Here is a 25,319-nt window from a genome sequence, read left to right on the forward strand (position 1 = left end):
GCCGCCTTCTAGTTGCCGGAGTTACCGGAGACGAGGACGAGGGCGACCTCGCTGTTGGAGGCGGCCTGGGCCAGATCGGCGGCCTTGTCGCTGTCGACGGTCAGGGTGACCGCCAGGTTGGTGCTGCTGACGATCTGGTCGGAGCCGGAGTTGGCGTCCGGTACGTAGGTGACTCGCGCCTGGTCGACGATGACGGCGTTGCCGGCCGCCGACGACGAACCGCTGTTGCTGTCGCTGTTGCCGCTGGAGCCGGAACCGGAGTCGGCGGTGACGCGGTAGGCGGCGACGGTGTCGCCCTGCTTGATGCCGCTCGGGTACTGGCCGGCCTTGAGGGACAGGCCCACGGTGGACTTGCCGGCCTCGACTCCGGCCTTCTCGCCGAACATCTCGCCGACCGCGACGGCCCCGGCGGGAATGGGGTTGATGGCCTTCAGCTTCCTGAGCTGGTCCAGCTGAGCCCACTCGACGTAGTGGATGCTCTCGTCCTGGGCGACCATGACCGACGTCGTGTTGCTCGTGCTCACCGACCCGCCGGCGGGGATCGCCTCCGTCACCTTCACGACCTCGACCCGGTCACCCGCCTGCAGCACGAGCATCGTCGCGCCCAGCGCGCCCACCAGGATGAGCAGCACCGCGAGCGCGGCCAGTGCCGGTTTGCGCTCGCGAGGTGGTGTGGGAAGGCGGTCGCCGACCGACGGCTGAGCCGGAGAGGCAGAACGGCCCGCGCCCGCCCCCGTACGCTCTTGGATCTTCACGCAACCGCTCCCCGTACACCCAAGAAGTTATCTACCAAATAGGACACTTCGCACTTCTCGGTCCGCTGAAGCGGTGCCTGAGCTGGCGGAATAGCCAGCGCCGAAGTGAGTGTCAAGCCATGGCACCGTATCAGCCGCACATAAGCCCCTCAAGACGCGTCCTACGTCCTGAACCTCACGGCACGCACCGTTATCCATCTGCAACTTCGGGCCTGGACAAACCCGTTGATGGCGGCACACCGACAGGCCGTTCACCGTGCGGCTCCCTGTGCGGCAGCGAATCCGCCCGGGAGCGACGGCTGCACCTCAACCGGCCCTTTCGCCACGCGCCGGTCATGAGGTCCACACGATTCACACACGTGAGCCGGGATTTCCCCGTGCCATGATCTTCGGTCTGCCCCCCCCCAACGAGGAGTCCTCCATGAAGCGGGCCGCGCTCGCCGCCTCCACCCTGTCCCTGATCTCCCTCGCCGCGCTCACGGCGTGCGGCGGGGACGCCGACTCGGATTCGGCGACCGGTGAGCCGAGGCCCACCGCGTCCCGGGCGAAGCAGGTGACTCCGGCCGAGCGGCTGGCGAAGCTCATGGTCACGAAGAAGGACGTGCCGGGGTTCTCCGTGAAGCCCTCCTCCAAGGAGGACGACGAGTACGCCTTCGCCCAGTCCCCGGACGACGTCACGGTCGACAAGCCGGCCTGCGCACCGCTGGTCTACGTGCTGAACCAGCTGCCCCTCGGCGAGTCCCACGGCGACCTGACCCACTCCGTCCTGGGGAGCAGCCAGTTCACGTACGTCACGCTCACGACGTACGCGCCCGGCAAGGCCGAGTCCGCCTTCGCGGGGCTGGACAAGGGCGTCGACTCGTGCGGCGGTGGCTTCACGGCGAAGGCGAAGAACACGGCCACGTACGACTCCGCCACCAGCGAGAAGCCGGTGGCCGAGGGTGGTGACGAGTCACTGGCCTTCCGCTCCACGATGACTGTCAAGGGCATCACCCACACCATGCACGCCCAGGCCGTCCGCAAGGGTGACGTCCTCGCCGTCTACTTCTCCGTCGACGGCATGGCCATCGTCCAGGACAGGCCGGGCGACGCGAAGCTCCCGGCGACGGTGGTGAAGGCCCAGAACGCGAAGCTGGGCTGAAGGGCCGGGTACCGCTACCGGTACCAGTCCTCTCCGTCGCTTCCCAGCGCCCCGCGCAGATAGCTGCCCAGGTCGGGCGCCACGAGGCCGCGTTCATCCGTCTCGTGGTCCCAGACGTGGACGCTGCCGTCGCCGAGGTCCTGGACGAAGGCGAACTGGTCTCCTCCGCCGTTGTCGCCGAAGAAGAGCAACGGGTCGAAGGGGCGGTAGAGGGAGCGGAATTCGGGTCGGGTGCGGAAGGCGAGGTTGTCGTCCAGGATGCGGCCGGCGGGCCAGACGATGTCCTCGCCGTACGGGCCCTCCATTCCGTCGGTCTCCAGGAGGAGGGAGCGGAGGGCGGTTGGCAGGGGCCGGCCCAGAGACGTCTCGACGGCATGGAGGGCGGCGTAGGACGCGGGAGGGCGCCAGGGCCCTGTCACCACGTCTCCGAGCGACTCGCGCCACATGCCCGCCCTCACCCCCTTCCGTGCCGAGCCCCGTTGAACACCATCCATCCTTCCACCGGCCGGTGTTCACCACCCCTGACCGCCCCGCCCGGGACCCCGGCAACCTGTAGCACTCGCGAAGCCCCCCGGTAGAGTGCCGCCCGGACAGCGATCGGAACGCGGGGGGCACACCGGTGAGAGCAGTCGCAACAAGCAGGGCATACACAGCACATATGCCGGTGTGGAACAGTGACCGGCCACGTCTCCTCCGGGTGCTGCTCGCGCTCTGCGCCGTAGCGGCCGTCTTCGCAACCGCCACCCCGGCCCGGGCGGCAGAGGCCGACGCCCCGGCACCCGTCACCCAAGCCGCCCACCTCGCCGACCGCCTCCGCGAGAACCCCGTACACGTCACCGACCAACTCCCGCGCGAGATCCCCCGCTCCACCGCCCCCGGCTTCGCGAGGCTCGCGAAGAAGACCGGCGTCCCGACGTACGTCCTGGTCCTGCCGTCACAGAGCAGTACGCAGGCACGGCAGTTGCTCGGCGCGGTGCACGACCGGCTCGGGCGGGACGGGTTGTTCGTCCTGATCGACGAGAGCGGGATCACGGAGGCCACGGCCTACGGCGTGCGCGCACCGGCCGACGCCGCCTTGACCGTCACGAGGTATGAACTGCCCTATGACGCCGGTCCGTTGCTCAGCTTCGAGAGGTTCGTCGACGTCATCGCCCAGGGCGGGAAGAAGGCCACCGCCCGGGCCGAGGCGGCGCGTGAGACGTACCGGGACGAAGAGCCCGCCGACCTGTACATCGGCCCGTCCGACCGCCAGAACCAGTCGTTCGTCACGGGCATCCTGCTCACCGGCGTGCCCCTGACGATCCTCCTGGTGGCCGGCTTCGCGCGTCGCCGCCGCCGTCGCTCCGGGGCCGGACGGCGTGTCCCCCGCTGGGTCGTCCCCGGCGCGGCCGTGCTCACCGCCGCCGCCCTCGCCCTCGCCGCCCCCGTCGTCTTCGACCAGACCAGGTCGAGCGCGGCGGAGCCGCCCACCCCCGCCGACCTGTCCGCCCGGGTCGACCGGGTCGCGGCGGGCCTGAAGAAGGACCCCGTCTACGCCGACCCGGAGAGCCCGAGGGTCCTCGACTCCCGCCGACTGGACCGGCTGCACGACCGGATCCGGGACTTCCGGCGTTCCGACGGCCGCGGCCCGGTGTACGTCCTGCTCGTGCCGCAGACGCCGGAGAGTGAGTCGGCCGGCGACTCGTGGCTGTTCGCCGCCGCCGTGCACGCCAAGGCGCGCCAGGACGGGCTGTACGTGGTGGCCGCCCCGGACGACGGCACGATCGACGTATACAACTACGGCCTGCGTATCGACGCCGACCGCCTGTCCTTCGATCTGCCGGACGCGGTCACGTTCGGCGACAGCAGGGCGGACGAGGCCGACGACCATCTCCTCGGCGAGCGCCTCGACAAGCTCATGACCTTCCTCGACAAGGCCCCGCGCACGGACCGCCCGGACTTCGAGTCCGCGCCGGCCGCCGCCCCGAAGGCCGACGAGCACACCCTTCCGCCCCTGTTCGCCACCGACTTCCTGCCCGGCCTGTTCGTGGGCGCCTTCGCGGCCCTCGTGCTGTCCGCCGCCCTGGCGGGCGTGATGTGGACCGGCGGCCGTCTGCTGCGGCGCCGCGATCCCGCTCCCGAGCCCACCGACCGTCTGCCCTTCACGGCGCCGACCGAGCCCTCTGCCTCCTACCTCCGGCGCACCGCGTACACCGAACTCATCACCCTCATCGGTGAGTTCACCGATCCGGACGACCGCACCCTCGCCTGGGACCACCTCGACGCGGCGATGCTCCTGGTCGACGGCGACCCCGACCGCGCGCGGGCGTCGGGCACGGATCCCGCGACCCTGGTCGCCGTCATCGTGCTCGCGCGGGCGGGCCGGGCGGTGCTGACAGGCGACTCGGACGGCCTGTGCTGCGGGGTCAACCCCCTGCACGGCCCCGCCGTCAGCCGTCACCACGTCCGGGTCGCCACGGAGGGCGTCGCCAGACGGCTGCTCCCCGTCTGCGAGCCCTGCCGCGACACGGCCATCGCCGAACCGAGCGGTATCCCGGGCAGGCTGCTGAGGCTGCCCGACCCCTCCCTCGGCAACAGCCGTGTCCCCTATTACGACTGTGACGACGCGAACGACGGCCCGCTGGCCGCCGTACCCCACGGAATCGCCCGGCTGATCGACAAGGTGAGGGAGACCGCAGGTGTCCACTGACGTCAAGCGCGTGACCACCGTCCTCACGGCGCTGCTGCTGGCGGCGCTGACCACCACCGCGAGTCCCGCCTGGTCCGCGGACAGCGCCGGGCCGAGCGCCGGGCAGCGCATCGCCAGCGCGTTGCGCACCTCTCCCGTCTACGTCGACGAGGCCTACGCCGATGCCGTACCGCCGTCCCGGCAGCAGCAGTTGGAGCGGCAGATCCGGCGCACGGGCCTGCCGATCAAGGTCGTGCTCAGGCCCCTCACCAAGGGCGACGCCTTCGACGGCAACTCCGACATCCTGGCGGGGACGGTGCGCGACCGGCTCCCGGATCAGCGCGAGCTCCTCCTCATCACGACGGACGGCGACTTCGCGGACTCCCTGAACGGCTACGAGTGGCCCGCCGACACCCACCAGACCCGGGACGCCGTGAGCGCCGCCGGATTCCTGGACGAGACGCGGGACGCGGGACTCGCCGACCTGACCGACAAGGCCGTGGAACTGGTGGCGGAGGGCAAGGGCACGGAGCGGTACGAGGAGGCGATCAAGGACCTGGACGACGCGGCGGCGCCCTCCGCGACGCCCGACGGCCAGGGCGACCCGGACGACTCGGCGGCGACCTCGGCCGCGTCGTACTCGGGCGGCTCCGCCTGGTGGCTGCTCTTCGGCGTACCCGTCCTGGCCCTGGCGGCGGCCCTCGCGGCCCGGGGCGGGATCCGTCCCCGCCGGGCGGCCCCGGCCGTGCCGCAGCTGGTGTTCGCGACGGCCCGCGCGGCCGACGAGGCGGAGCTGCGGCGCCGGGCGGAGGCGGAGGTCCTGGCGCTCGGCGAGGCCACCCAGTCCGCCGACCTCACCACCACGCCGGGCCTCCAGCACGCCCTCGACGCCTACGCCGCCGCCGGCAGGGTCCTCGACGAGGCCCGGGGCCTGCCGGACCTGGCGGGTGTTCTGGCCCTCGTCCAAGAGGGCGAGGACGCCCTGACCGGCACCGCCGACACGGCCCTCCCCCGCTGCTTCTTCCACCCCCTGCACGGCCGCGCCGCCCTGCGCACCGGCTGGCGTCCGCTCGGCCGCCGGGACCGGCTGGACGTGGCGGTGTGCCAGGAGTGCGCGGACGCCCTGCGGAACCGCCGCGCCCCGGAGGTGCTCACCGACACGGACGAGGACGGCCGTACGGTCCCCTACTTCGAGCTGCCGGCCGAGCGGAGCGTATGGGCCGCGACGGGGTACGGCTCGCTGAAGGCGCCGCTGGCCGGGATCAACTCCAGGAGGATCAGGGCCCGTTGACACCGGGCCCGGGGGAGGTCACGGTGCAGCCATGACTTCGGGCACGCGAGACACCGTTCTGCCTGTACCTCCCACCGACACCGGCCTGGTCGAGCGCGTCCGCGAACTCGCCCCTCTCGTCCGCGGGCACGCCCTGCGGACCGAGCGGGAGCGGCGGGTGACGCGGGAGGTCGTGGAGGCGCTGACCGGGACCGGGATCCAGCGGATGAACGTGCCCCGGCGGTACGGCGGTTATCAGAGCGGTCTGCGCACCCAGGTCGACGCGCTGGCGGAGCTGTCGGCGGCGTGCGGTTCGGCCGGTTTCATGACGCTGATCCAGGCCGGATGCGCGTACGTCGCCGCGCTCTTCCCCGACGAGGCGCAGGACGAGATCTTCACCAGCCCCGACGTGCGCGTCGGCGGCAGCCTGATCCCGAGCGCGACAGCCGTCCCGACGGGCGACGGCGGCTATGTGGTCAACGGGACCTCGCCCTTCGCCACCGGCTGCCGGGACGCCGACTGGCATCTGCTGACCGCCCGGATCGAGGGGCGGCCCGAGACGGTGTGGACGGCCATGCCCGTGGCCGACCTGGAGATCCTCGACGACTGGCGGGTGTCGGGGCTGGCGGGCAGCGGCAGCAACAGTGTCGTGGCGCGCGATGTCGTCGTACCGGCACATCGCGTACTGCCGGTCGCCCCGCTGCTCGGCGGTGAGTTCGCGTCGAAGGCCAACGCGGAGGACCCGTTCTACCGGGTGCCGGTGCTGCTGATGTTCTGCGTCTGGGCGACGCCGAACGCCCTCGGCCTCGCCCGCTCGACCCTCGCCGAGTTCCGCGAGCGGATCCACCGGCGGGGCATCACGTACACCTTCTACGAGCGGCAGAACGAGGCTCCCGTCACGCATCTGCAGACGGCCGAGGCGGCGTTGAAGATCTCCTGCGCCGAGCATCTGACCGACGAGATCGTCACGCTGCTCGGGGAGCGGGCGGCGAGCGGGGAGCCGTACACGACCGAGGAGCGGGCCGGGGTCCGGGCGCGCAGCGGCTATGTGGCGCGGCTCTGCCTGGAGGCCGCCGACCTGCTCGGCTCGGCCTCGGGCGCCTCCTCCCTCCACGAGGAGGTGCCGATCCAGCGGTCCGTACGCGATCTGCGGGCGCTGAACCTGCACGCCTTCGTCCATCCGGCGACCAACCTGGAGCTGTACGGCAGGGTGCTGGCGGGGCTGGAGCCGGGCACGCCGTTCCTCTAGCCGCCCTGTCTCATGGGCCGGGCGGGCGGTCCTCCCGTATCGCCGCGAACAGGGCGCGGGCCCGCCGGTCGTCCCACTTCACCGCGCTGCCCTTGGAGGTCCGCAGGTCCGGGTCGGCCACGGGCACGTTGAGCTGGTTCCCGCCGCCGGCCGTGGCCTTCTTCATGGCCTCGAACAGCTTCATGAGGTCGGGCAGTTCGGTGCCCTCGTCCACGATGAGTGTCTCGAGGCCGGCGTCCAGGGTCGGGAAGGACTTGGACGGGTCGGCGAGGGTGGACGGGGTGGCCGCCTTGTCGGCCAGGGCGGCGAGGAACTTCTGCTGGTTGCGGGTACGGCCCAGATCCCCCTGGGCCTCCTGCTTGCGCTGCCGTACGAAGGCCAGCGCCTCGGAGCCGTCGAGGGTCTGGCACCCGGCCTGCAGATCGGCGCCGGAGTCCTTGTCCCGTACGGCCTTGTCCAGGCACATGTCGACGCCGCCGACCGCGTCCACCACCCCCACGAAACCGGCGAAGCCGATCTCCGCGTAGTGGTCGATGTGCACGCCGGTGTTGCGTTCCACGGTCTGCACGAGCAGGTCGGGGCCGCCCAGCGAGAACGCCGCGTTCAGTTTGTCGGGCGTGGCCCGGTAGCTCCGGCCGGTGTCGGGATCGACGTAGGGCGGGAGGGTCACCCAGGAGTCGCGCGGCAGGCTGAGCATCGTGGTGCCGTTCGCCCCGGTGTGCAGCAGGATCACCGAGTCGGTACGGCGGCCGTCGGTCGAGCCGGTGTTGAGGTCTTTCTTGTCCTTCTCCGACAGTCCGTCGCGGCTGTCGGAGCCGACGACCAGGTAGTTGGTTCCCTCGCCGGGCGGCACCCGGCTGCTGAGCGTGCCGAGGTCGACGTCCTGGTTGAGCCGGGTGTCGGCCCAGACGTAGGTGCCGGCGCCGGCGAGGGCCAGGACGGTGGACAGGACGGCGGCGGTACGCACGAAGCGGCGGCTCTTTCCGGCCCGGCGCCGGGGGTTTCTGCTGCCGGTGCTTCTGGTGCCGGGGTTTCTGCTGCGGGCGTTCTTGTCGCCGCCTCTTCGTCCCGGCTCCTCGACGTTGCCGTCGTAGCGGCCGGGCGCGGCCGACGAGGACATGCCGGGCAAGGGGGCGGTACGGATCGAGGGCGGGGGCACCAACGGGGACGCGGACGGGACCCTCCTCGGGTCCCGTCCCGCCCGCTGGTCCGCCGCGGGGTCGGTCCAGTCGCTCATCGGCCCATTCCGCTGTCTCACCTCGGCGATGCTGTGGGGGGATGCTGTCGGTTCAACGCATAGGCACGCTCTTATACGGAACCGGCCCACCGATCTGTTCAGCGGCCGTGCCGGAGCGCTGCATCCGCTGCCACCGCAGCCGGCTCCCGACGAGCAGCGCGACCAGCGACTGGATGACGACGAGATACATCAACTGCCGGTAGACGATGATCTGGAACGGCATCGACCACAGCGCCCGCACCGGCTCCCCGTCGAGTCTGAGCGCGTAGCCGGAGCAGACGATCTGCACGCCGAAGAAGGCGAACCACACCGCGGCCGACTCCACCGGGTCGCGGAACAGCACGCCGTACAGGGCGTAGACGTCGATGACGGGCGCGAGCAGCGGCAGCGCGACCTGGAAGAGCGCGAGGTAGGTCAGCCCGCGCCGCCCGAACCGCCCGGCGGTCCCCCGGCCGAGGAGCGCGCCGCGGTGCTTCCACATGGCCTGGAGCGTGCCGTAGCACCACCGGTACCGCTGCCGCCACAACTGCCTGACGCTGGTGGGCACTTCGGTCCAGGCGACGGCGGACTCCTCGTACAGCACCCGCCAGCCGGCCCGCCACAGGGCCATCGTCAGGTCGGTGTCCTCGGCGAGGGTGTCCTCGCTGACCCCGCCGACGCCGATCACCGCGTCCCGGCGGAACGCCCCGATGGCGCCCGGCACGGTCGGCATGCACTCCAGCACCTCGAACATGCGCCGGTCGAGGTTGAAGCCGAAGACGTACTCGAGGTGCTGCCATCTGCCCAGCAGGGTGCGCCGGTTGCCGACCTTGGTGTTGCCGCTGACGGCGCCCACGGCCGGGTGCGCGAGCGGCTGGACGATCCGCTCGATGGCGTCGGGCTCGAAGACGGTGTCGGCGTCGACCATCACGACGATGTCGTGCCGGGCGTACGCGAGCCCGGTGTTGAGGGCGGCGGCCTTCCCGGAGTTGGGCTGCCGCACCACCTCCACCCGCGCGTCCCCCATGTTCTCGGCGATATCGGCGGTCCGGTCGCTCGACCCGTCGTCGATGACGACGACCTGCAGCTCCCGATGACGGGAGTCGAGCAGCGACCGCAGGGTCGACCCGATCCCGGCCTCCTCGTTGTACGCCGGCACGAGCACGGTCACCGGCCCCGAAGCGTCCCCCATCCAGGGCGCCCCGGTCCGGAACCGCTCCAGCCGGCGCACATGCGCCCGCGCGAACAGGGCCAGCAGCAACAGCCTCAGCACACCGAGCCCGCCGGCGATGCCGAGGATCCAGATCATGGCCGTGGAGAAGACCTGCCCGATCCGCGTGACCCAGACGAGCCCCTCCCCCGACCACCGCTCGACGAGGGAAGCCGACTTGTACGGCACCAGCCCGAGCCCGTCGGACACGGTGGTGAACCGTTCGACGCCCCGGTCCTTCAGCAGCCTGCGCGCCTCGGCATACGCGCTCTCCGTCTGGCTCAACTGCCGGACGATCCCCTGCGCCGGCTTCCGCGCGCCCTTGTCGGCGGCGACGAGCACGTACCCGTACCCGGTGGCCCGCCGCGCCGCGTCCCACTCGCGGCCGCAGAGTGTGTCGGGGGTGGTCGTCCGAGGCATCCGCAGCAGATTGGTCCGCTGCCCGGTGGTCCCGGCCAGCGCGCTCTGCGTCAGCTCCAACTCGGCCTCGAAACGGGGCCCGGACGACTCCCCCAACACGGCCCCGGTGTACGTGTTGGACCCGATCTCATGCCCCTCGGCCCGGATCCGCCGCACCAGCTCGGGATGCCGGGCGGCCTGAGCCCCGTGCACGAAGAAGGTGGCCCGCGCGTTGTTCCTGCGGAGAAGATCCAGCAGCCTCGGGGTCCATACGGGGTCCGGCCCACCGTCGAAGGTCAGCGCGACGGTCCGCTCTGGCATCCCCCCGGTCCGTATCCCGTCCCGGTTGATCCCGATCACGGGCCCGCCCTTCGCCACGGCATCGGGCACGGGCGAGGCACAGGGCGACCGCGTCTTCGCCGCGTCGACCTCGTGCTGGGTCCACCCCTCGAAGATCAGAAAGGCGAAGACGACGGGGAGCGTGAGGGCGAGGAGCAGCCAGTGGGCTCGGGGGTCGCGGGACTGTTTGTGCCGGCCTTTGCTGCGGCGCGGCGGGGTGTGGGGGGACGTGGTGGAGGTCAGGGGGTGTCACCGCCCCCGGGCCCTCCTTCACGGCCACGTCGGAAGACGCCGCCTCTTCTCGGCTTCGGGTGCTGGGCGTGGTGGGGGGTGCGCATGGGGCGGGAGTGTAGTTACGGGGTGCCGGTTGGATGGCCGTAACAGCAAATCCGGGCGGAACCTAGGCCTGCGACTCGTGCTCTACGGTCGGCGGTGACACGTAGGTCCCCCGCTGCGGAACGGTGAAGACCAGCCCTTCCTCCACGAGCACTGCGATCGCCCGGCGCACCGTCGTACGGGCCAGACCGTACTGCTGAACCAGTTGCGACTCGCTGGCGATCGGCCGATTGGGCTGCCAGTCCCCCCGCTTGATCCGCGCTCGCAGGATCTCGGCGAGCTGACGGTGCGGGGTCACGGGGCCCTCATGATCAATTTCTGCATCAGGCTGGAAGTTCATGATCAGGGAGCTACTCGTACAGGCACGCCCTCGCGTGGATGCTGAGCCTGTGCACCCCACGCCCCCGAGGTCGACACCGCCTCGGCGCGGTGCCACCTCTGCGCGTCACCGGCACCCCACCGCCGCCTCCCCGCTTCACCGAACGACTCGCCGGCAACGCATGCCACGTCGTACGCCCCTACGTCCTGGACCCCACGGAATACCGCCGCCAACGCGAACGCCGCCGAGCCGCCCGCCTGGCCACCTACGGCATCGACCTAGGACCGAAGCACATCCACGGCGTACGAGTCCCGGCGGCCACCCGATGACGCGCCCGTCGGTGCGCATGTGCACCCGCTGCGAGCGCTCCACGAACGAACCGATCCCGATCCGGATCCCGCTCGGCAAATCCCCCACCCGAACAGGCCCCGGCCTCACCATCTACGCCTGCCAGGAGTGCGTCACCCACTCCCCGCCCCTGCAGGAGGCGGTCGAACTCCTGGAATCCACCCACCCCCGCTCACGCATGACCCTCCACGTCTGCAAGGTCAACGCGAAGGGCACCGTGACCGAGGACCACGGCAAGGTCGAGATCCTGGCCGGCGGCCCCCACGAGCCCGTGCCGTACACCTCCACATACCCGCCATGCGCCTGCCCTCGATGCGGGGCGACGCGATAGCAAAACACCCAGCCATACCGAACGCCCCGGACGCTGCACGACCAAGCGTCCGGGGCGTTCACCGTTGAGGCACGATCAGGACACAACCCGCTCCACTACACCCTCATACGCCCTAAATGCCACGGCAATCGGCCAAGTTCGCTCTGGCGAAAGCGAGAACCCCGCCGATAGCGTCTGTCCCCTGAACTCACATCTATCTCACGGGGAGAGTCCACTGTGAAGCGCCGCCCTTTGCCCGTTGCTGCCGCGCTGGCCGCGACGGCAGCACTGCTGTTGACAGCCTGCGGCAGCGGGGACGACAGCTCGAAGAGCAACGACAACATTGCAGGTGCCGATACGGGCGAGACTGCGACGTCGGCTGCACCGAGCGCCAGCGCATCCGGTCCCGCCGATAGGCCCAAGATCACGTTCCCTGAAGGCGTGGAGAACAAATTCGAGGGATGGAAAACGGGTCATCCGGCCAAGGATGCGGTGCTGTCCGACGTAGCGCAGACGGTGAACGCGGTGGACGATGCAATCCTCCGCGGCGACAAGAACTCGAAGACCCTCGCGTATTACCGCCAGGGCAATGCGCTCGTGAGCGCGCAGAAGTGGGTCCTGGCCTGGCTGGACGAAGACCTCACTTGGACTGGCGTTACCCGCTACTTCAAGCCGAATGTCAAGGTCGCGGACACCGACACAGCCGCTGTTGTCTACTGCGCCGACGAGAGCAAGGCCTTCAACAAGAATCGCAAGACCGGAACAGTGGACAAGGCACCGTCCGAAGAGAGCCCGTACGTCAAGTACAGCACGCAGCTCAAGAAGAGCAGCACCGGGGTCTGGCAGACCACGGAGGTGCTCTCGAAGAGAGGGGACAAGACGTGCGCGTCCTGAGCCGTGGCTTGACCACAGCAAGTGTTCTCATCGTGGCGTTCGGAATGACCATCGGCCATACTGCGGCAAAGGGGCCAGGGGCATCCGAGGCTGAGGTCAACACCAGCGGCAAACGGTCCGGAAGCGACCTTGTCTCCATGATCAGGTACACGGGCACCGCCGCAGGCAGTGGACGTGACGGTGCGGGAAACGTCACGCCCGTAGACAACTGGACCCCGCCCGCGTGCTGGTACGAACCGCGCTCTGCGCAGGAGTTCTCCAAGTACGTGGAGAACATGTACGACGAGACGGTCAACACTCCGGGTCAGCACAGCTACGCCAAAGCTTCCGTCGGCATGTTCCGCGACGAGTACAAGGACGGAAAGTACAAGAACTACAACCTCGACCAGAAGGATGAGGGCAATTGGTGGGTGGCTGTCCGCGACGAAGACCGCTGGACGGAGCCTGAGGCCCAGCTCTGCGACAAGCAACCCTTCTGGGTCGAGAACGGTACCGCCCCTCCCGTGGAGAACGCGGTAACTCCGCAAGTCCTCGCCGAACTCGCCTACAACCGAATCCAGTTGCCGACGACCGAGGTAACCCTCGCCCCCGAGGAGACCACCAAGGTCAATCTCCCCACCTGGGCCTGGTTGGACAAGGCCCGGTTCCAGGAGACCTCCGTCACTGCGGCGCTCAACGTGGGCGGCCTCAACATCCAGGCCACCACCACCGCCAAGCCGGTCTCCCTGAAACTGGAGCCAGGTACGCCCGACGCCGAGACCTATCCCGCCGCCGGCGAGTGCACGATCAACGATGACGGCTCGATCGGCGAGCCGTACGCGAAGGGCAAGGCCGACCAGACACCCCCGTGCGGCATCAATTACCTTCGCTCCTCCGGCGACAGCACCTTCAAGCTCCAGGCCACCGTCACCTGGGAGATCACCTGGACCGGCACGGGCAATCCCAACCCTACGCAGCTCCCCAACGGAACCTTCGGCAACGACCAGAACGTCGCCGTGCAGGAGATCCAGTCCGTCAACAGGTGACACCCCTGGATGCCTCGTTTTTGTACGGCCGCAGAGAGCTTCCCCCCTACCCGGGCTGACTCTTCGCGGCCGTTCACGCTCCGGCGCTGATCATCGTATGGTTACGCCCCATGTGGCCAGGAAAGCAGCCGCCCGAGGGCGGGCAGGAACCCCAGCAGCCGTCGGCCGGGCAGCCATCGAATCCGTACCTGGAGCCCGGATACCACCAGCCGAACCCATTCCAGCAGCCGCAGGCGACGAACGCGCCCCCGCAACAGCCCGGTATGCCGGTGCCCCCGTCGTCGAGCGGCCGCCGGAACCGCAGCACGATCATCGCCGTCACCGCGGCGACAGCCGTCGTAGCAGCCGCGACCGCAACCGGCTTCCTCCTGCTCGGCGGCCGCGAGGACGACCAAGCAGGTAGCGCCCCCTACACGACGTCTACGCCGCAGGCGAATCCGAGCAACCCTCGGGACACGGAAACAGACGCGGATGCCGAGACCCCGACCGTCAAAGGCTGGAAGGTGGTGACGAACCCCGACCAGGGAATTGCTTTCGAGGTTCCGCCGCAGTGGGCACTCCAGTCCCCTGACTGGGTCACGTATGTCTCCGAGAACGACGACCCGGAAGACACCCCGCTCATCGGTATGCGCGCCCCCGCGTACTTGAAGGAACAGTGGTGCTCCTCGGACGAGGACAAGGACGGCACCGAGGAGCACACGCCGTTGGCCGTCGCAGGTTCCAGAGGCAACAACGGCGCTCGGAGTACCGAGGAGATTGCCGGCTCCGACCCCGAGACCTGGGTGTACGGGCAATTCACCCAACCCGACAAGACCAAGGTGAGACCGGGCGAGGTGGAGCCGTTCACCACGAACTCCGGCATCAAGGGGAGCCTGGGAGTCGCCTGGTCCGTGGACATGAAAAAGACGCAGAAGTGTTCGACGGACGGCAAGGCATGGACCTTCGCCTTCAAGAACACCCAGGGAGACCTGACTTCCTGGTCGTTCTTCGGCGCCACGGGAGTGTCCGACGAGGTACCGGAAGCGACGGTGCGGAAGATCGCCGCCACCGTACGCCTCTACAAGGAACCGTCGGGTTCCTGACAGTGAGCAGCCCAGGAACGGATGGGTTGGAGACCAGCAGCGAGGCGTAGGCCGGGGTGAAGCACAACTCGACCCGGTCTCCGCGCCGCCCGAATGGTCGGACTCAGCACGGCCCTCGTCACCGCCGCCCTGGATGTCGCCTGCGTGTGCCGGACCGCTGAGGCCCAGCACACGGACCGCCGCGCTCTTACCGTTCGCCACGTCCTTGACTCTTGGCTGCCGCGACCCGGTCGACCCAGTAGGTGAGGGCGGACGCCGCAAAGTAGCGGTTCGCGTGTGCGCCCTGGCCGTACTCCCCCTGACAAAGGCCTCAAGGCGAGCCTGGGCCGAATACGCCACATCACGCGTGATCGCGTCCTTCGTGGCGCCCCCGGTCGGCTCGTTCTCGACCGGAGAAGTCGCCGCCCCAAGGCCCATCAAGGCCGATGCGATCGTGTGACCTTCGTAGAGATTTCTTCACGATAGCGATCGCCTCCGTGGACACACTTTCACCAGTCCCGCCGCTGAGGAAAGAGGCGCCGACACGCGCACAACACGAACCCCGCCCTCATCCACACGAATCACCCAGTTCTATGGGGAAGTTCGCAGTGGCGAACCGTAGAACCGAGCAGATACCGTCGTAGCACTTGGCAGACCGATACTGCTTCTCGGGGGATTCACTTGAAGCGCCGCCTTCCGTCCTGCGCACTGCCGCGTCCGCCTCGCACCTCCCACAGGGACCCACGCGACGGACCCTTCGGCCGCTCCCCTGACATCGCCGCCCAGGCGCTCACAGCCGCCAACCACTGATCCGGCACAGGCGGGGTCCGCAACTCCGCAGGGCCGCCACCAACCGACAGAGACTGAATCCCCAGATGAGCGATCTGCGCCTCGAAGACACCATTTTCGAGCACTTGAAGAAGACTTTCTCCTCCATCAGCGACCGCATGGAGGACGCCCGCCGCGACCTCCGAGGCACAGATTCCTCGGCGGTCGGTGAGAGCCAACTCGTCGAGGACGTCCAGGACTTCGCCGATGACTGGGGCTACGGCATCAAGCAGCTCGGCAAACACACCCACGGTGCGGTGAAGATGATCAACAAGATCGGCGAGACGTTCGACGGCCTTGACCTTGAGCTGGCTCAGTCGCTCAAGGCCAAGAAGAAGGGCAAGTAGCGTGGCTGGTCAGCGCACCGTCCCTCCCAACATCGGCTGGGACCCCACTCCCGGAAGCGTGGAGGACACCCGGGAACTCGCCAAACGGCTGGGCAAGCTGGCGGGCGAACTGGGCACAGCAGTACGAGAGCTGGAGCGAATAGAGTGCGGCGCCTGGAAGGGCAAGACCGCTGTCGCCTTCACCGAGTACATAGGCGAGGACGTCACCCCGCTCATCCGCAAGAGCCACGAGTCCTTCGACAAGGCATCCCGGGCACTGCACCGTTGGGCCAACGACCTCCAGGACTTCCAGGACGAGACGGACCGGCTGGAGAAGAAGGCCGGGGAGAAGCTCGACGCCAAGGCCGAGGCCAAGGAAGGTACCGACGAGTACGGCAAGGCCTCCGGCGATGTCACCGGCCTCATCCAGAAGGTCCATGAACTCGAGGACCGCTACAAGCAGGCCGCCGCGAAGATCAGCAAGGAGCTGGACAAGGCCGCCGACATCGCCCCCGACGAGCCGGGCTTCTGGGAGAAGCTGGGCAACGGCATCGCGGACGCCTGGGACGCCACCGGCGACTGGCTCAAGGAGCACGCCGACCTGATCAAGGCGATCGGTGACGTGATGGGCGACATCACCGCGGTCCTCGGAATGCTGGCCATCGTCACCCTCCCGTTCCCGCCTCTCGCGGCCATCTTCGGCACCGCCGCACTCATCGGCGCGGGCCTGACGCTGGCGACGCACGGCGTGGCCAAGGCGGCCGGTGCGGATGTGAGCTGGGCCACGCTCGGGCTCGACGCAGTAGGGCTGCTCCCCGGCATCGGAATGTTCGGCAAGGGAGTCAAGGTGGTCGGCGCGGGCAAGGCCGCGTTGACGGCAGAGAGGCTCGGCAAGGGCTTCAGTGCGACCAAGATCGGCAGTTCGCGAGTTCTGATGTCCTTCGGCAAGGAGTCCGCGGATATTTCCGGAGGGCTCGGCAAGGCCGGCTTGGTGAAGATCGGCGGCATGTCCAACAACGTCTTCGAGGTTGCGCACGGCAGCAGCGGCTTGATGTCTCGCATGGGTGGCCTCTCTTACGCGGGCTACCATCAAGGGCAGCTGATCGGCTCCAAGGGAGCCAACATGATTCCGGGGGTGGCCATCAACCCGTTCAGCGCGGGTGGCATAGCCCTCGACGCCGGCCTCAAAGTTGCCCCCAAGATCTACGGACACATAGCGGGTGACTAGCCAGGTGTTTCATCATGGCGCACCAAGTGGCCGTGAAAGGATTTGATGACATGAGCCTTTGGTGGCCCGATTCCGGAGAGACTCTCATCGCCCGTGCTCCGCTGACTTTCGCGACGGGCGCAGCCACTCCGGTCAAAGGAATGCGCTGGTTTCGCGATGCCGAGCGCAATGACATCCAGAACGAACTTGACGGTTGGCCCGAAGGCCCCGCCTACACTGTTCGTTCCACTGCGAGTACCGTCGGCCGGAACACCCTGAAGGGCGCCGCCATGGCTGCGGGCTTGGCTGTGATGGGCCTGCTGTCGTCCCAGGCAGGCAGCGTCGGCCCAGGCCGCTCAGGCAAAGGCTCGGACACTTCGCACGACCGGGCTGACGAGGTGGAAGACTTCCCCGTCATGTGGGCTGCTCCTGGCAGCGTCGCCCGTACCCTGCCCTGGCAGTTGGACCCCGCCCGCTCCCCGCAGGACCGGTACCGCACGCACGCCGTCATCACCGACCAGCGTCTCGTGCTCGTGGGCTTCCCCTACGTCAAGGGAGACGAAAAACGCATCGCCGATGAGTTTCTCTGGGAGATCCCCCGGTCCGGCATCGAGAGGGTTGAACTGAGAGACTTCAAGATCGGCAACGATGCAAAGATCGCGTTCACTGACGGCTCATGGTTCAGGGCAAGCAGCATCAACCGGGAGAGGCTTACCCGGTACTTGATCGAAGCTCCCGACTTCATCCCCCTGGCATCACTCACACAGCCCCAGCGAACCACTGCCGAAGGGTTCGCGACAGCCCAGGCATCAGATGCCCAACCGCCTCTGGTCAAGCGAAACTCGTGCGGCTGTTTTCGTATCGAAGTGCTGGCTCCGAGCACCGTGCACGCTTCCTTTGGCCACTCCGGGCTGAACACGGTGATGGACGCGAATGGCACCGAACTCCGTCTGACGGAGTACCACCAGGAAGACTTCCTGACCTGACCCTGGCTCTGCACTCAACCAGAACGGCGCACCACCCGACATGATCCCCGCCGCTGACTCCACTCACGCACAGCACGTCAGTGCCGCTGACGGGAACGTCCCACCCCTCTGGTTCCTCGCACCCGAGGGCTTCTTCGCTCTGCCCATAGCCGCCACACCAGAGGAACGCAGCGAGCGCGCTCTCTCCTTCGTGCAAGAGCTGTACTCCCGCGGCGATGAAAGCATATGGGAGCCTGCCGCCCCCTACTACGCGGCGATAGCCGAACTCATGGGAGATACCGGCGTCTCGTATGCGGCGATGGGATTGTTCTCCACGGCAGAGGAAGGCGACTCACCGGCTGGACAAGTGATCCGACACGAGCCTGCCGAGGGCATCGCCCAATGCGCCCTCACCGTCGCCATTGCTCCGACGAACCACGCTGGTACTGATACCGACGTCGTCGCCCAGGGAGTCCTCGCAACCCTCTCCAGCGACCCGTTCAACAACGCCATATGGCTGGACCTGCCCTGCGGCCCGGCGGTGTTGTGTATCACCTTGCGCGAATACGATCTCAGCGCTGAACTGACGGCCGGCGGTGAGGACACGAAGCTCCTCACAGGCCAGATTCAGGTCCATGTGCCTTTCCCCACCGGACCATGCACCGCGATCTTCACGCTCTACACGGCGTCCATGGACCACTGGACGGAGATCTACGGCTTGATGTCGGCCGTCCTGCAGACGGTGTCCTTCGTCGACCCTGCCGAGGCACTCACTGAGCAGGGCGGTGCGTGAAGCTCGGGTCGGGGTCCCGGCCCCGTTTGTCCCGCTGTTCCAGGCGTATCGCAACCAGTTGCTGGCACGGTGGATGGATGAAGGCAGATCGAGCTGCTGAAGGGGGGCTCCGTACTGAGCCACGTTTGGTTGATGGCCAATCGGCATCACCTCCCCACCGAGCCCCAGTCACACCGCGGATGGGGCGGCTCAGTGGGCTCCGCGGGAGTCGGTACGGTCAGCTTCGAATACCAGACCCAAGCCGACGGAGAACCAGCCACTGCTGTCCCCTGAGCCCAGCTGACGAATGCTGGCGACAACCGCCGCCGCTCCCACCGGCACCAGTGGCACCCCCACGACCAGAAGTTCAACCCCCGCACCGGCTCGAGGGGGGGCCGCCCTTCACTGACAGCGGCTTATCAGAACCCGGTTCCACCACACGAGCAGCCACGAGCAGGCGGCCCTCCACCCGCTCCCCTCGACAGATCACCGCGCTCGTCGCCATCCTCGGACTCGCCGACCGCCCCCGGGGGTACGTGTGGGGGCAGGACAGGGGGGCGATCCGAAGCGGCCGCGCCGTGCCGGGGCCGCGACGGCTGTGAGAGCACGGGGTCCCGGTCCGCGAGTTCCGCCGCCTCAGCGGGCCCCGGCATCTGTCTACGCAGCCAGGAGCGTGTCACCGACTCCCGACCCTGCAGGATGCCGCCGTACTCCTGGAATCCCCCTACCGCCGCTCAAGGTAGAGATCGTGACCGGCGGTGTCCGCCGAACCCGTCCCTTACACGTCCAACTGTCCGCCATGCTCTTGCCCTGACTGCAGGGCGACGCGATAGCAAAACACCCAGCCATACCGAACGCCCCAGGACGCAGCACGCCCAAGCGTCCGGAGCGTTCACCGGTGAGGCACGATCAGGACACGACCCGCTCCACTACACCCCTATACGCCCTAAATGCCCCGACAATCGGCCAAGCTCGCTCTGGCGAAAGCGAGAACCCCACCGATAGCGTCTGTCCCCTGAACTCACATCTGTCTCACGGGGAGAGTCCACTGTGAAGCGCCGCCCTTTGCCCGTTGCTGCCGCGCTGGCAGCGACGGCAGCACTGCTGTTGACGGCCTGCGGTAGCGGGGACGACAAGTCCAGCGACAACGACAAGATCGCTGGCGCCGACCAGGGAACGAAGACGCCGAAGGAGTCGGCGTCACCCGCGGGAGCGCCAGCAGGGGACAAGCCGGACGGCGTGGACGTGTCGCTGCCTGAGGACATGGACCTGGTCTTCGACTGGGACAAGCCGAAGGACAAAAACGAGGCGGCTGCGATGGAGGATGCCGCCAATTTCGTCCGTGCCATCTACCGGGGCGTCTACAAGCGCACGTCCAAAGACGCGGGCGTGACCGCCTATTCCACGGGCGAGGGGCTGCACTACGCAAAGACCCAGATCAACAGCAGGGTCGACGGCGGCTGGACGGCCACCGGCACCCGTCGCCACTACCAAGCCACCACGCGGTCTGCCCCGAACGGCAGTTCAGTGGAAGTCGCGTTCTGCGTGGACTCGAGCAAGTTCTACGGCAAAGAGGTCAAAACCGAGAAAGTCCTGAAGAGCAAGCCCAGCATCGCTGACTTCGACTACTTCAAAATCGTGATGGTCAAGTTCCCCACGGGTGATGACCTCTGGCAAGCGTCAAAGGTGTTCGTGGAGACCAAGGCGGAGAAGTGCCGGTGAACATGGCGCGCCACACCATCCTCCGCACGGGCACGGTTGCACTGACGCTGACCCTCGGCACTCTCGTCCTTACGGAACCGGCCCACGCGGTGGAGCCAACGGGCAACGGCCAGGGCGCCAGCGCCAGCCAACAAGGCGGCGGCGACAAACAAGGCGTCTACGCCGCCGCCCGCATCCAGTACTCCGGCTCCGTCGCCAAAGGCGGCGGCACCGGAAACGTGACGTCCACGGACGTCAACTGGACACCCCCTCCCTGCTGGTACGCCCCCTACCTCGGCGCCAAGGACTTCAAAAAGGAGATGTCCAAGCACATCGACAGCCAGCTGAACACGCCTGGAATGAGCGGGACCCCGGGCGCGGCGCTCGGCGAGACCAAGCGCCACTACGAGGACGAGTTCGACATCCCCGGGAAACCCGGCTACAAGGACTACAACGTCGAGAACGACGGCAAGGGCATGTTCTGGGCCGGCGTCGAGAACCCCAACGAGCCGGACTACCTCAAGCGGACCTCGTGCACGGACCTCCCGTTCTGGGTCGAGAACGGCGATGCCCCGCCGCCCCAGTACGAAGAGGCCATCACCCCGGAGATCCTCGCCGCTCTCGCCTACCAGCACATGGAGCTCCCCGACACCAAGGTCACCCTCGCTCCCGAGGCCAACACCAAGGTGAACCTGCCGACCTGGGCCTGGCTCGAGAAGGCCGTCTTCGACGAGGTCCAGGCCACAGCCGCCCTCAACGTCCCCGGCTTCAACATCCAGGCCACCACCACCGCCAAGCCGGTGTCCCTCAAGCTGGAGCCGGGCACCGAGGACGCCGAGACCTATCCCGCCTCCGGCGAGTGCACCATCAACGCCGACGACTCCATCGGCGAGCCCTACGCCAAGGGCAAGGCCGACCAGACACCGCCGTGCGGGATCAAGTACCTCCGCTCCTCCGGCGACGGCACGTACAAGCTCCAGGCCACCATCACCTGGGACATCGCATGGACCGGCACCGGCGGCGCCGGCGGCGACCTCCCGAACGGCACGTTCGGCAACGACCAGGACATCACCGTCCAGGAGATTCAAGCCGTCAACAGGTGAAGACGCCGAGCTTGAGACAGCAACACCGGCTGGCACGGTGACTCCGGGACACCGTAAAGCAGTTGCTTCACTCGCGTGACTGCTTCTGCTCGCCGAGCGCTGCGCAAGGCGGCCCGACCTCCGGCCCTGCGACACTCAGCCACCGTTCGTAGATGTGAAGACCCCGTGGCCAGGCCTCCGCCACCAGCAGCCACGTCCGTACCATGGGACATCGATTCGGCAAGCTTCAAACCGACTGGTCCCGGGGCGCACATTCCGACGGATGGGACGTGGGCATGCGGCACCAGATGTTCGGGCTCTACTGCGCGGCGTAATCAATTGTTGACAGCCAGCCTTTTGCGACTGTGACGGTGGTGAGCCCAACGAGAGCATGCTGACCACGCAAGTGTTAACGGAGGGGCCCATGGGGGAGCACGAACGCCTGGTAGTCGACTACCAACTTCTGGAGTCTTCGAAAAGAAATCTGAGGGACATCAACAGAGCCCTAAATGGCATCGACGATCACCGTGCCGAAATTCATGACATTTGGGGCCATGAAAGCATCGCCGGCAAGATGGACCAGTTCGTGAGCAACTGGGACAACTATCGCCGTGAACTCCTTGAAAATGTCAAGGACTTGAGCGAGCAAGTTGAGACGTCACTCAAGAGCTTCGAGAAGCTCGACATCGATCTCAAGAACGCGAGCGAGAAGAAGCGCGGCAAGAACGGGGGAAAGTAACCGATGGGTACGGGCAAGGGCAAGCGGCGACCGGTCGACTGGCACCCGCTGGCAGAGAAGGACCCGATCCCCGGCGACCCGGAGGACATCCGCGATGAGGTCCGCAAGATGAAGGACCTCGCCTCGACCCTCCGCGACCAGGCCGGCATCCTACGCAAGGCCGCCGACGGCGACGCGCTGCAGGGCAATTACGCCGACAAGATCCGCGAGAAGTCCGGCGACCTCGAGAAGCGCTTCCGCGAGACGGCGGCCCGTTACGAACGCGTGGTCGGCGACCTCGGCAAGTGGGCCAACGAACTGGAGGGCTTCCAGGAACGGGCCGACGGCGTCCTACGAGCCGCGAAGAAGGCCGACGAGGACCACGCTGCCGAGGTGAAGAAGAAGGAAGCCGAGGCCAAGAAGGACGACAAAGACGGCGGCAAGAAGGCGTCGGAGGAATCCGACCCCAACAGCCACTTGGCGCCGTACCACAAGCAGCTCAACCAGGTCATCTCCGACCGCAACTCCCGCGCCCAGCATTACGCCGAGAACATCGACAAAGACATCTCGGACATCATCAAGGACAGCAAGTGGGAGGACTTCAAGGACTGGGTTCACGAGCATGCGGAAGCGATCAAAACCGTTGTTGATATCTTGAGCTGGGCAGCGACCATTATCGGAGTCATCGCCCTCCTCTTCACGCCGGTCGGATGGCTGGCGACCGCCATCATGTTGACCACCATCGGCCTTACAGCACTCGTCGGTGTCGGGCACACGCTGTTGGCTCTCTCCGGTGACGGAAGTTGGGCGGATGTCGCCATGGACGTCTTCGCGCTAGCGACCCTGGGATTCGGCAGCATCGCTCTGAAGGGCGTGAAGTCCGCAGCGACAACACTCAAGGCTGCTAGTAGGGCGGGACGGTTCCAGCGGTACTCGAATCTGCGCAAGATGCTCGACAAGAACATCATGCGATACGGCACCGACTCGGCCCGCGGCGCGAAAGCGGTGCGCGCGAAGGATGCACTGCGACAGATCGGGGCCAAGGAAACACGGCCCGGGACGAACCGACTTGACCGCCTGCTGAGCGGCGAGGAGGAGGTCGCCAGTGCGAGCAAGTTCGCCAAGAGCATGCGCGCCGAGTTCGGCGGGAATCCCGATGTGGCGAAGGCAGCCGACGCAATGGACAAAGCCGCACTGAAGTTTAAGCTGAACTACGGGGCTGCCACCACGGTAGACGTGGGTGACAAACTCGGAGAAAAGGGCCCCTACGCGGACCAATACGGTGACGCCAAGGATGTCCTGAAGCGTGAAGTCGGGAGCCGATGGTGACCACTCCGGAGTGCGAATCGACCAACATAAACCGGATGCGACGACATTCAAAGCAGAATTCGAGGGAGTGGAGATAGTGGCAACAATCCCGGCGAAAAGTCCACGGGAATCACAGGCCATGAAGTTCCTTGCCGCGTACACACTGATGCCGATTCTCTGTTTCGCCTTCCAAGACCTCGGCAGCAAGTACGGCGGAATGGATTGGCTTACCTACGGTTACGCGGCATGGCCGTTGATGATCGCACCTGTACTGATGCTGGTCCTGCTTCTCAGGAACCGAGAACTCATCCGTAACCCGCGGACGGGTTCCAACTTCTCCCAGACGATCAAGATCGTTGCCGTCATGTACCTGATCTGGAACATCATCGGGGCCATCGGCTACAGCTGGCTGGCCGTAGTTTCTGTGCTCTCCTCCCTGACGATCCTGATCGCCGACCGACAGCTCAAGAAGCAGGCCCGCGCGTGAGCACGCCCGATACAGAGCAACAGCCACCCGCCGTCGAGGTAACTGCTCCCCGCGGCTACGAGCTCATCCTGCCACCCGGCTGGGTCCGCATCCCTCTGCGGGAGGGAACGAAGGAAGCACTCGAGAAGCTCCTCTTCTCACACATGGGGCAAGTCCCGGAGGACATTCCGCGGGATGATGCGATGCGCTTCCGGCTGGACATGCGTCGCCAGTTGGAGAAGCAAGCGCGCGCGGCCAGGAGAAACGGTGGCCTAGACCTCTACCTTCCGGCGCTCCCGCGCGGAGGAATCTTCCTCATGGCTTCTTTCATCGTTGCCGAGATGCCAATCGGCCAAACCCATGCCGTTCCTCCACAGGCAGTGATCGCTCAACTGGCCGACGAGGACATCCCCGGCGGAACGGCGACAAGAGTCGACGTGGCAGGGGCACCCGCACTCCGCCGCGACTACCGCTCCACCCCTGACGAGGGAAAACTCAGTTCCGCGCCTGAAGCCGTACAGCAAACTGCCCTGCCGACGCGGCGGGTCGAGTACGTGCTCCCCGTGGCGGACGATCCCGGTCGCTGGATCAGCATCAACTTCTCCACACCGGGTGACGGCGATATCGACAGTGAATTCACCGGCGTGCTGGTCGAGTTGTTCGACGCGGTGGTCGGCACGTTCAGATGGAGTTATGAGTGAGCTGGCTCAACGTCAAGCACGCCATGGATCTGTCCCCTTGGATCCGCATCCCGCTCATGTGGCCGGAACCGGGCCTTGAGGACGTCGATGAGGCACAAACGCCTGAAGCGTGGGCACGCTACTTCGCCGAGGGCCTCTGGGCGGATTTCGCATCGGAGAAGCCGAAACCGGGCGAAGTGGACCTGCTGAGCAACATCCTGTTGATGTACGCCGTCCGGGCCCCTGCAGCCTTTCCGGACTTCGAGGTCTTCCTCCATCTCCCGCACCCGCGAGACATCCCGCTTCCTGCGTACGTCGACCTGGTGGAGATCGAGGAGGGCGAAGACCAAAGAACGGCGCTTCGTGAGCTGACCCACGCCGATGCGAGCTACGCCGTCGAGCCCCCCATCGTCGAGGACTTCGACTCCCCGCATCTGGGAACCGGCTTGCGGGTACTGCGCTACTACCAGGACGCGGACAGCAACGAGGTGCACGTCGGCCTCCGTTACGCCTGGCGCTATGAGAAGGGCACGGAAGCCGCGGACGTCCTGATCATCCTGGCCGATCCCGACGCCGGCCGGATCCTCCGGGCTCTCGACGATGTCGACGAATTCGCCCGCACCATCCGGATCAGCCCGGATGAGGAAGTGGGTACTTGGAATTCCTCGTGATACTGGCGGCTGCATCGTGCGTTGGCCCAGAGCTCACCTTGGCTCGCGGAAGGAA

At 67.3% G+C, this 25,319-nt stretch carries 25 protein-coding genes; 20 read left to right on the forward strand and 5 right to left on the reverse strand.

Features of this window, described 5'->3' with window-relative positions:
* Window positions 1–8: 8 nt before the first annotated feature.
* Window positions 9–755, reverse strand: coding sequence for a hypothetical protein (locus tag KJK29_RS14960; RefSeq protein ID WP_215119624.1), 747 nt, complete (start codon window positions 753–755; stop codon window positions 9–11).
* A gap of 421 nt (window positions 756–1,176) precedes the next feature.
* Here KJK29_RS14960 and KJK29_RS14965 point away from each other — a divergent pair, with 421 nt between their 5' ends.
* The gene (locus KJK29_RS14965; protein WP_215119625.1) at window positions 1,177–1,896 is read left to right on the forward strand and encodes a hypothetical protein; all 720 of its coding nucleotides are present in this window, start codon (window positions 1,177–1,179) and stop codon (window positions 1,894–1,896) included.
* A gap of 14 nt (window positions 1,897–1,910) precedes the next feature.
* On the opposite strand, the gene KJK29_RS14970 is transcribed toward KJK29_RS14965, so the two are convergent.
* A complete protein-coding gene (locus tag KJK29_RS14970) occupies window positions 1,911–2,342 on the reverse strand; it encodes an SMI1/KNR4 family protein (RefSeq protein WP_215119627.1) in 432 nt (143 codons plus the stop codon).
* 212 nt (window positions 2,343–2,554) lie between these two features.
* Between KJK29_RS14970 and KJK29_RS14975 the strand changes: the two genes are divergently transcribed.
* From KJK29_RS14975 to KJK29_RS14985, 3 genes are read left to right on the forward strand one after another with little or no spacing between them, the layout of a single operon-like run.
* Window positions 2,555–4,585 carry a hypothetical protein gene (locus tag KJK29_RS14975; RefSeq protein ID WP_215119629.1) on the forward strand — a complete coding sequence of 677 codons (2,031 nt, stop codon included), beginning with the start codon at window positions 2,555–2,557 and terminating at the stop codon, window positions 4,583–4,585.
* Window positions 4,575–5,855 carry an NYN domain-containing protein gene (locus KJK29_RS14980; RefSeq protein WP_215119631.1) on the forward strand — a complete coding sequence of 427 codons (1,281 nt, stop codon included), beginning with the start codon at window positions 4,575–4,577 and terminating at the stop codon, window positions 5,853–5,855. Before KJK29_RS14975 ends, KJK29_RS14980 begins: the two co-directional genes overlap by 11 nt.
* Before the next feature lie 31 nt (window positions 5,856–5,886).
* Entirely contained in the window at window positions 5,887–7,083 is a 1,197-nt protein-coding gene (locus tag KJK29_RS14985; RefSeq protein WP_215119635.1) for an acyl-CoA dehydrogenase family protein, read from the forward strand.
* 10 nt (window positions 7,084–7,093) lie between these two features.
* Here the strand turns inward: KJK29_RS14985 and KJK29_RS14990 are convergent, their stop codons facing one another.
* The 3 genes from KJK29_RS14990 to KJK29_RS15000 form a co-directional block, all read right to left on the reverse strand.
* Window positions 7,094–8,320, reverse strand: a complete 1,227-nt coding sequence (locus tag KJK29_RS14990) for an LCP family protein (protein WP_215119636.1) — start codon at window positions 8,318–8,320, stop codon at window positions 7,094–7,096.
* A 52-nt stretch (window positions 8,321–8,372) separates the two neighbouring features.
* Complete coding sequence (locus tag KJK29_RS14995; RefSeq protein ID WP_215119638.1) at window positions 8,373–10,298, reverse strand: glycosyltransferase; 1,926 nt, start codon at window positions 10,296–10,298, stop codon at window positions 8,373–8,375.
* 349 nt (window positions 10,299–10,647) lie between these two features.
* Entirely contained in the window at window positions 10,648–10,923 is a 276-nt protein-coding gene (locus tag KJK29_RS15000; protein WP_215119639.1) for a GntR family transcriptional regulator, read from the reverse strand.
* Window positions 10,924–11,012: 89 nt separating this feature from the next.
* Between KJK29_RS15000 and KJK29_RS15005 the strand changes: the two genes are divergently transcribed.
* The 16 genes from KJK29_RS15005 (at window position 11,013) to KJK29_RS15080 (ending at window position 25,264) form a co-directional block, all read left to right on the forward strand.
* The gene (locus tag KJK29_RS15005) at window positions 11,013–11,231 is read left to right on the forward strand and encodes a hypothetical protein (RefSeq protein ID WP_215124624.1); all 219 of its coding nucleotides are present in this window, start codon (window positions 11,013–11,015) and stop codon (window positions 11,229–11,231) included.
* On the forward strand, window positions 11,228–11,581 hold the full coding sequence (locus KJK29_RS15010; RefSeq protein ID WP_215119640.1) for a hypothetical protein: 354 nt from the start codon (window positions 11,228–11,230) through the stop codon (window positions 11,579–11,581). The genes KJK29_RS15005 and KJK29_RS15010 overlap by 4 nt, the downstream gene beginning before the upstream one ends.
* A gap of 216 nt (window positions 11,582–11,797) precedes the next feature.
* Complete coding sequence (locus KJK29_RS15015; RefSeq protein ID WP_215119641.1) at window positions 11,798–12,454, forward strand: hypothetical protein; 657 nt, start codon at window positions 11,798–11,800, stop codon at window positions 12,452–12,454.
* A 137-nt stretch (window positions 12,455–12,591) separates the two neighbouring features.
* Complete coding sequence (locus KJK29_RS15020) at window positions 12,592–13,479, forward strand: hypothetical protein (RefSeq protein WP_215119642.1); 888 nt, start codon at window positions 12,592–12,594, stop codon at window positions 13,477–13,479.
* A gap of 110 nt (window positions 13,480–13,589) precedes the next feature.
* Window positions 13,590–14,561: a hypothetical protein gene (locus KJK29_RS15025; protein ID WP_215119643.1), complete on the forward strand. Its 972-nt coding sequence runs from the start codon at window positions 13,590–13,592 to the stop codon at window positions 14,559–14,561.
* 854 nt (window positions 14,562–15,415) lie between these two features.
* Window positions 15,416–15,715 (forward strand): hypothetical protein, encoded by a 300-nt coding sequence (locus tag KJK29_RS15030; RefSeq protein ID WP_215119644.1) that lies wholly within the window; start codon window positions 15,416–15,418, stop codon window positions 15,713–15,715.
* A 1-nt stretch (window position 15,716) separates the two neighbouring features.
* Window positions 15,717–16,922: a WXG100 family type VII secretion target gene (locus KJK29_RS15035; protein ID WP_215119646.1), complete on the forward strand. Its 1,206-nt coding sequence runs from the start codon at window positions 15,717–15,719 to the stop codon at window positions 16,920–16,922.
* Window positions 16,923–16,936: 14 nt separating this feature from the next.
* Window positions 16,937–17,887, forward strand: coding sequence for a hypothetical protein (locus tag KJK29_RS15040; RefSeq protein ID WP_251057806.1), 951 nt, complete (start codon window positions 16,937–16,939; stop codon window positions 17,885–17,887).
* A 40-nt stretch (window positions 17,888–17,927) separates the two neighbouring features.
* Window positions 17,928–18,659 (forward strand): hypothetical protein, encoded by a 732-nt coding sequence (locus tag KJK29_RS15045; RefSeq protein WP_215119647.1) that lies wholly within the window; start codon window positions 17,928–17,930, stop codon window positions 18,657–18,659.
* 1,029 nt (window positions 18,660–19,688) lie between these two features.
* Window positions 19,689–20,360: a hypothetical protein gene (locus KJK29_RS15050; RefSeq protein WP_215119648.1), complete on the forward strand. Its 672-nt coding sequence runs from the start codon at window positions 19,689–19,691 to the stop codon at window positions 20,358–20,360.
* Between the two features lie 2 nt (window positions 20,361–20,362).
* Window positions 20,363–21,442, forward strand: coding sequence for a hypothetical protein (locus tag KJK29_RS15055; RefSeq protein WP_215119649.1), 1,080 nt, complete (start codon window positions 20,363–20,365; stop codon window positions 21,440–21,442).
* A 403-nt stretch (window positions 21,443–21,845) separates the two neighbouring features.
* Entirely contained in the window at window positions 21,846–22,160 is a 315-nt protein-coding gene (locus tag KJK29_RS15060) for a hypothetical protein (protein WP_215119651.1), read from the forward strand.
* Window positions 22,161–22,163: 3 nt separating this feature from the next.
* Window positions 22,164–23,468: a putative T7SS-secreted protein gene (locus tag KJK29_RS15065; RefSeq protein ID WP_215119654.1), complete on the forward strand. Its 1,305-nt coding sequence runs from the start codon at window positions 22,164–22,166 to the stop codon at window positions 23,466–23,468.
* Window positions 23,446–23,934, forward strand: coding sequence for a hypothetical protein (locus KJK29_RS15070; RefSeq protein WP_215119655.1), 489 nt, complete (start codon window positions 23,446–23,448; stop codon window positions 23,932–23,934). The genes KJK29_RS15065 and KJK29_RS15070 overlap by 23 nt, the downstream gene beginning before the upstream one ends.
* Entirely contained in the window at window positions 23,931–24,614 is a 684-nt protein-coding gene (locus KJK29_RS15075) for a hypothetical protein (RefSeq protein WP_215119656.1), read from the forward strand. The genes KJK29_RS15070 and KJK29_RS15075 overlap by 4 nt, the downstream gene beginning before the upstream one ends.
* A complete protein-coding gene (locus KJK29_RS15080) occupies window positions 24,611–25,264 on the forward strand; it encodes a hypothetical protein (RefSeq protein WP_215119657.1) in 654 nt (217 codons plus the stop codon). Before KJK29_RS15075 ends, KJK29_RS15080 begins: the two co-directional genes overlap by 4 nt.
* The last annotated feature ends 55 nt before the right edge of the window (window positions 25,265–25,319 follow it).

This window comes from Streptomyces koelreuteriae, assembly GCF_018604545.1.
GTDB lineage: Bacteria > Actinomycetota > Actinomycetes > Streptomycetales > Streptomycetaceae > Streptomyces > Streptomyces koelreuteriae.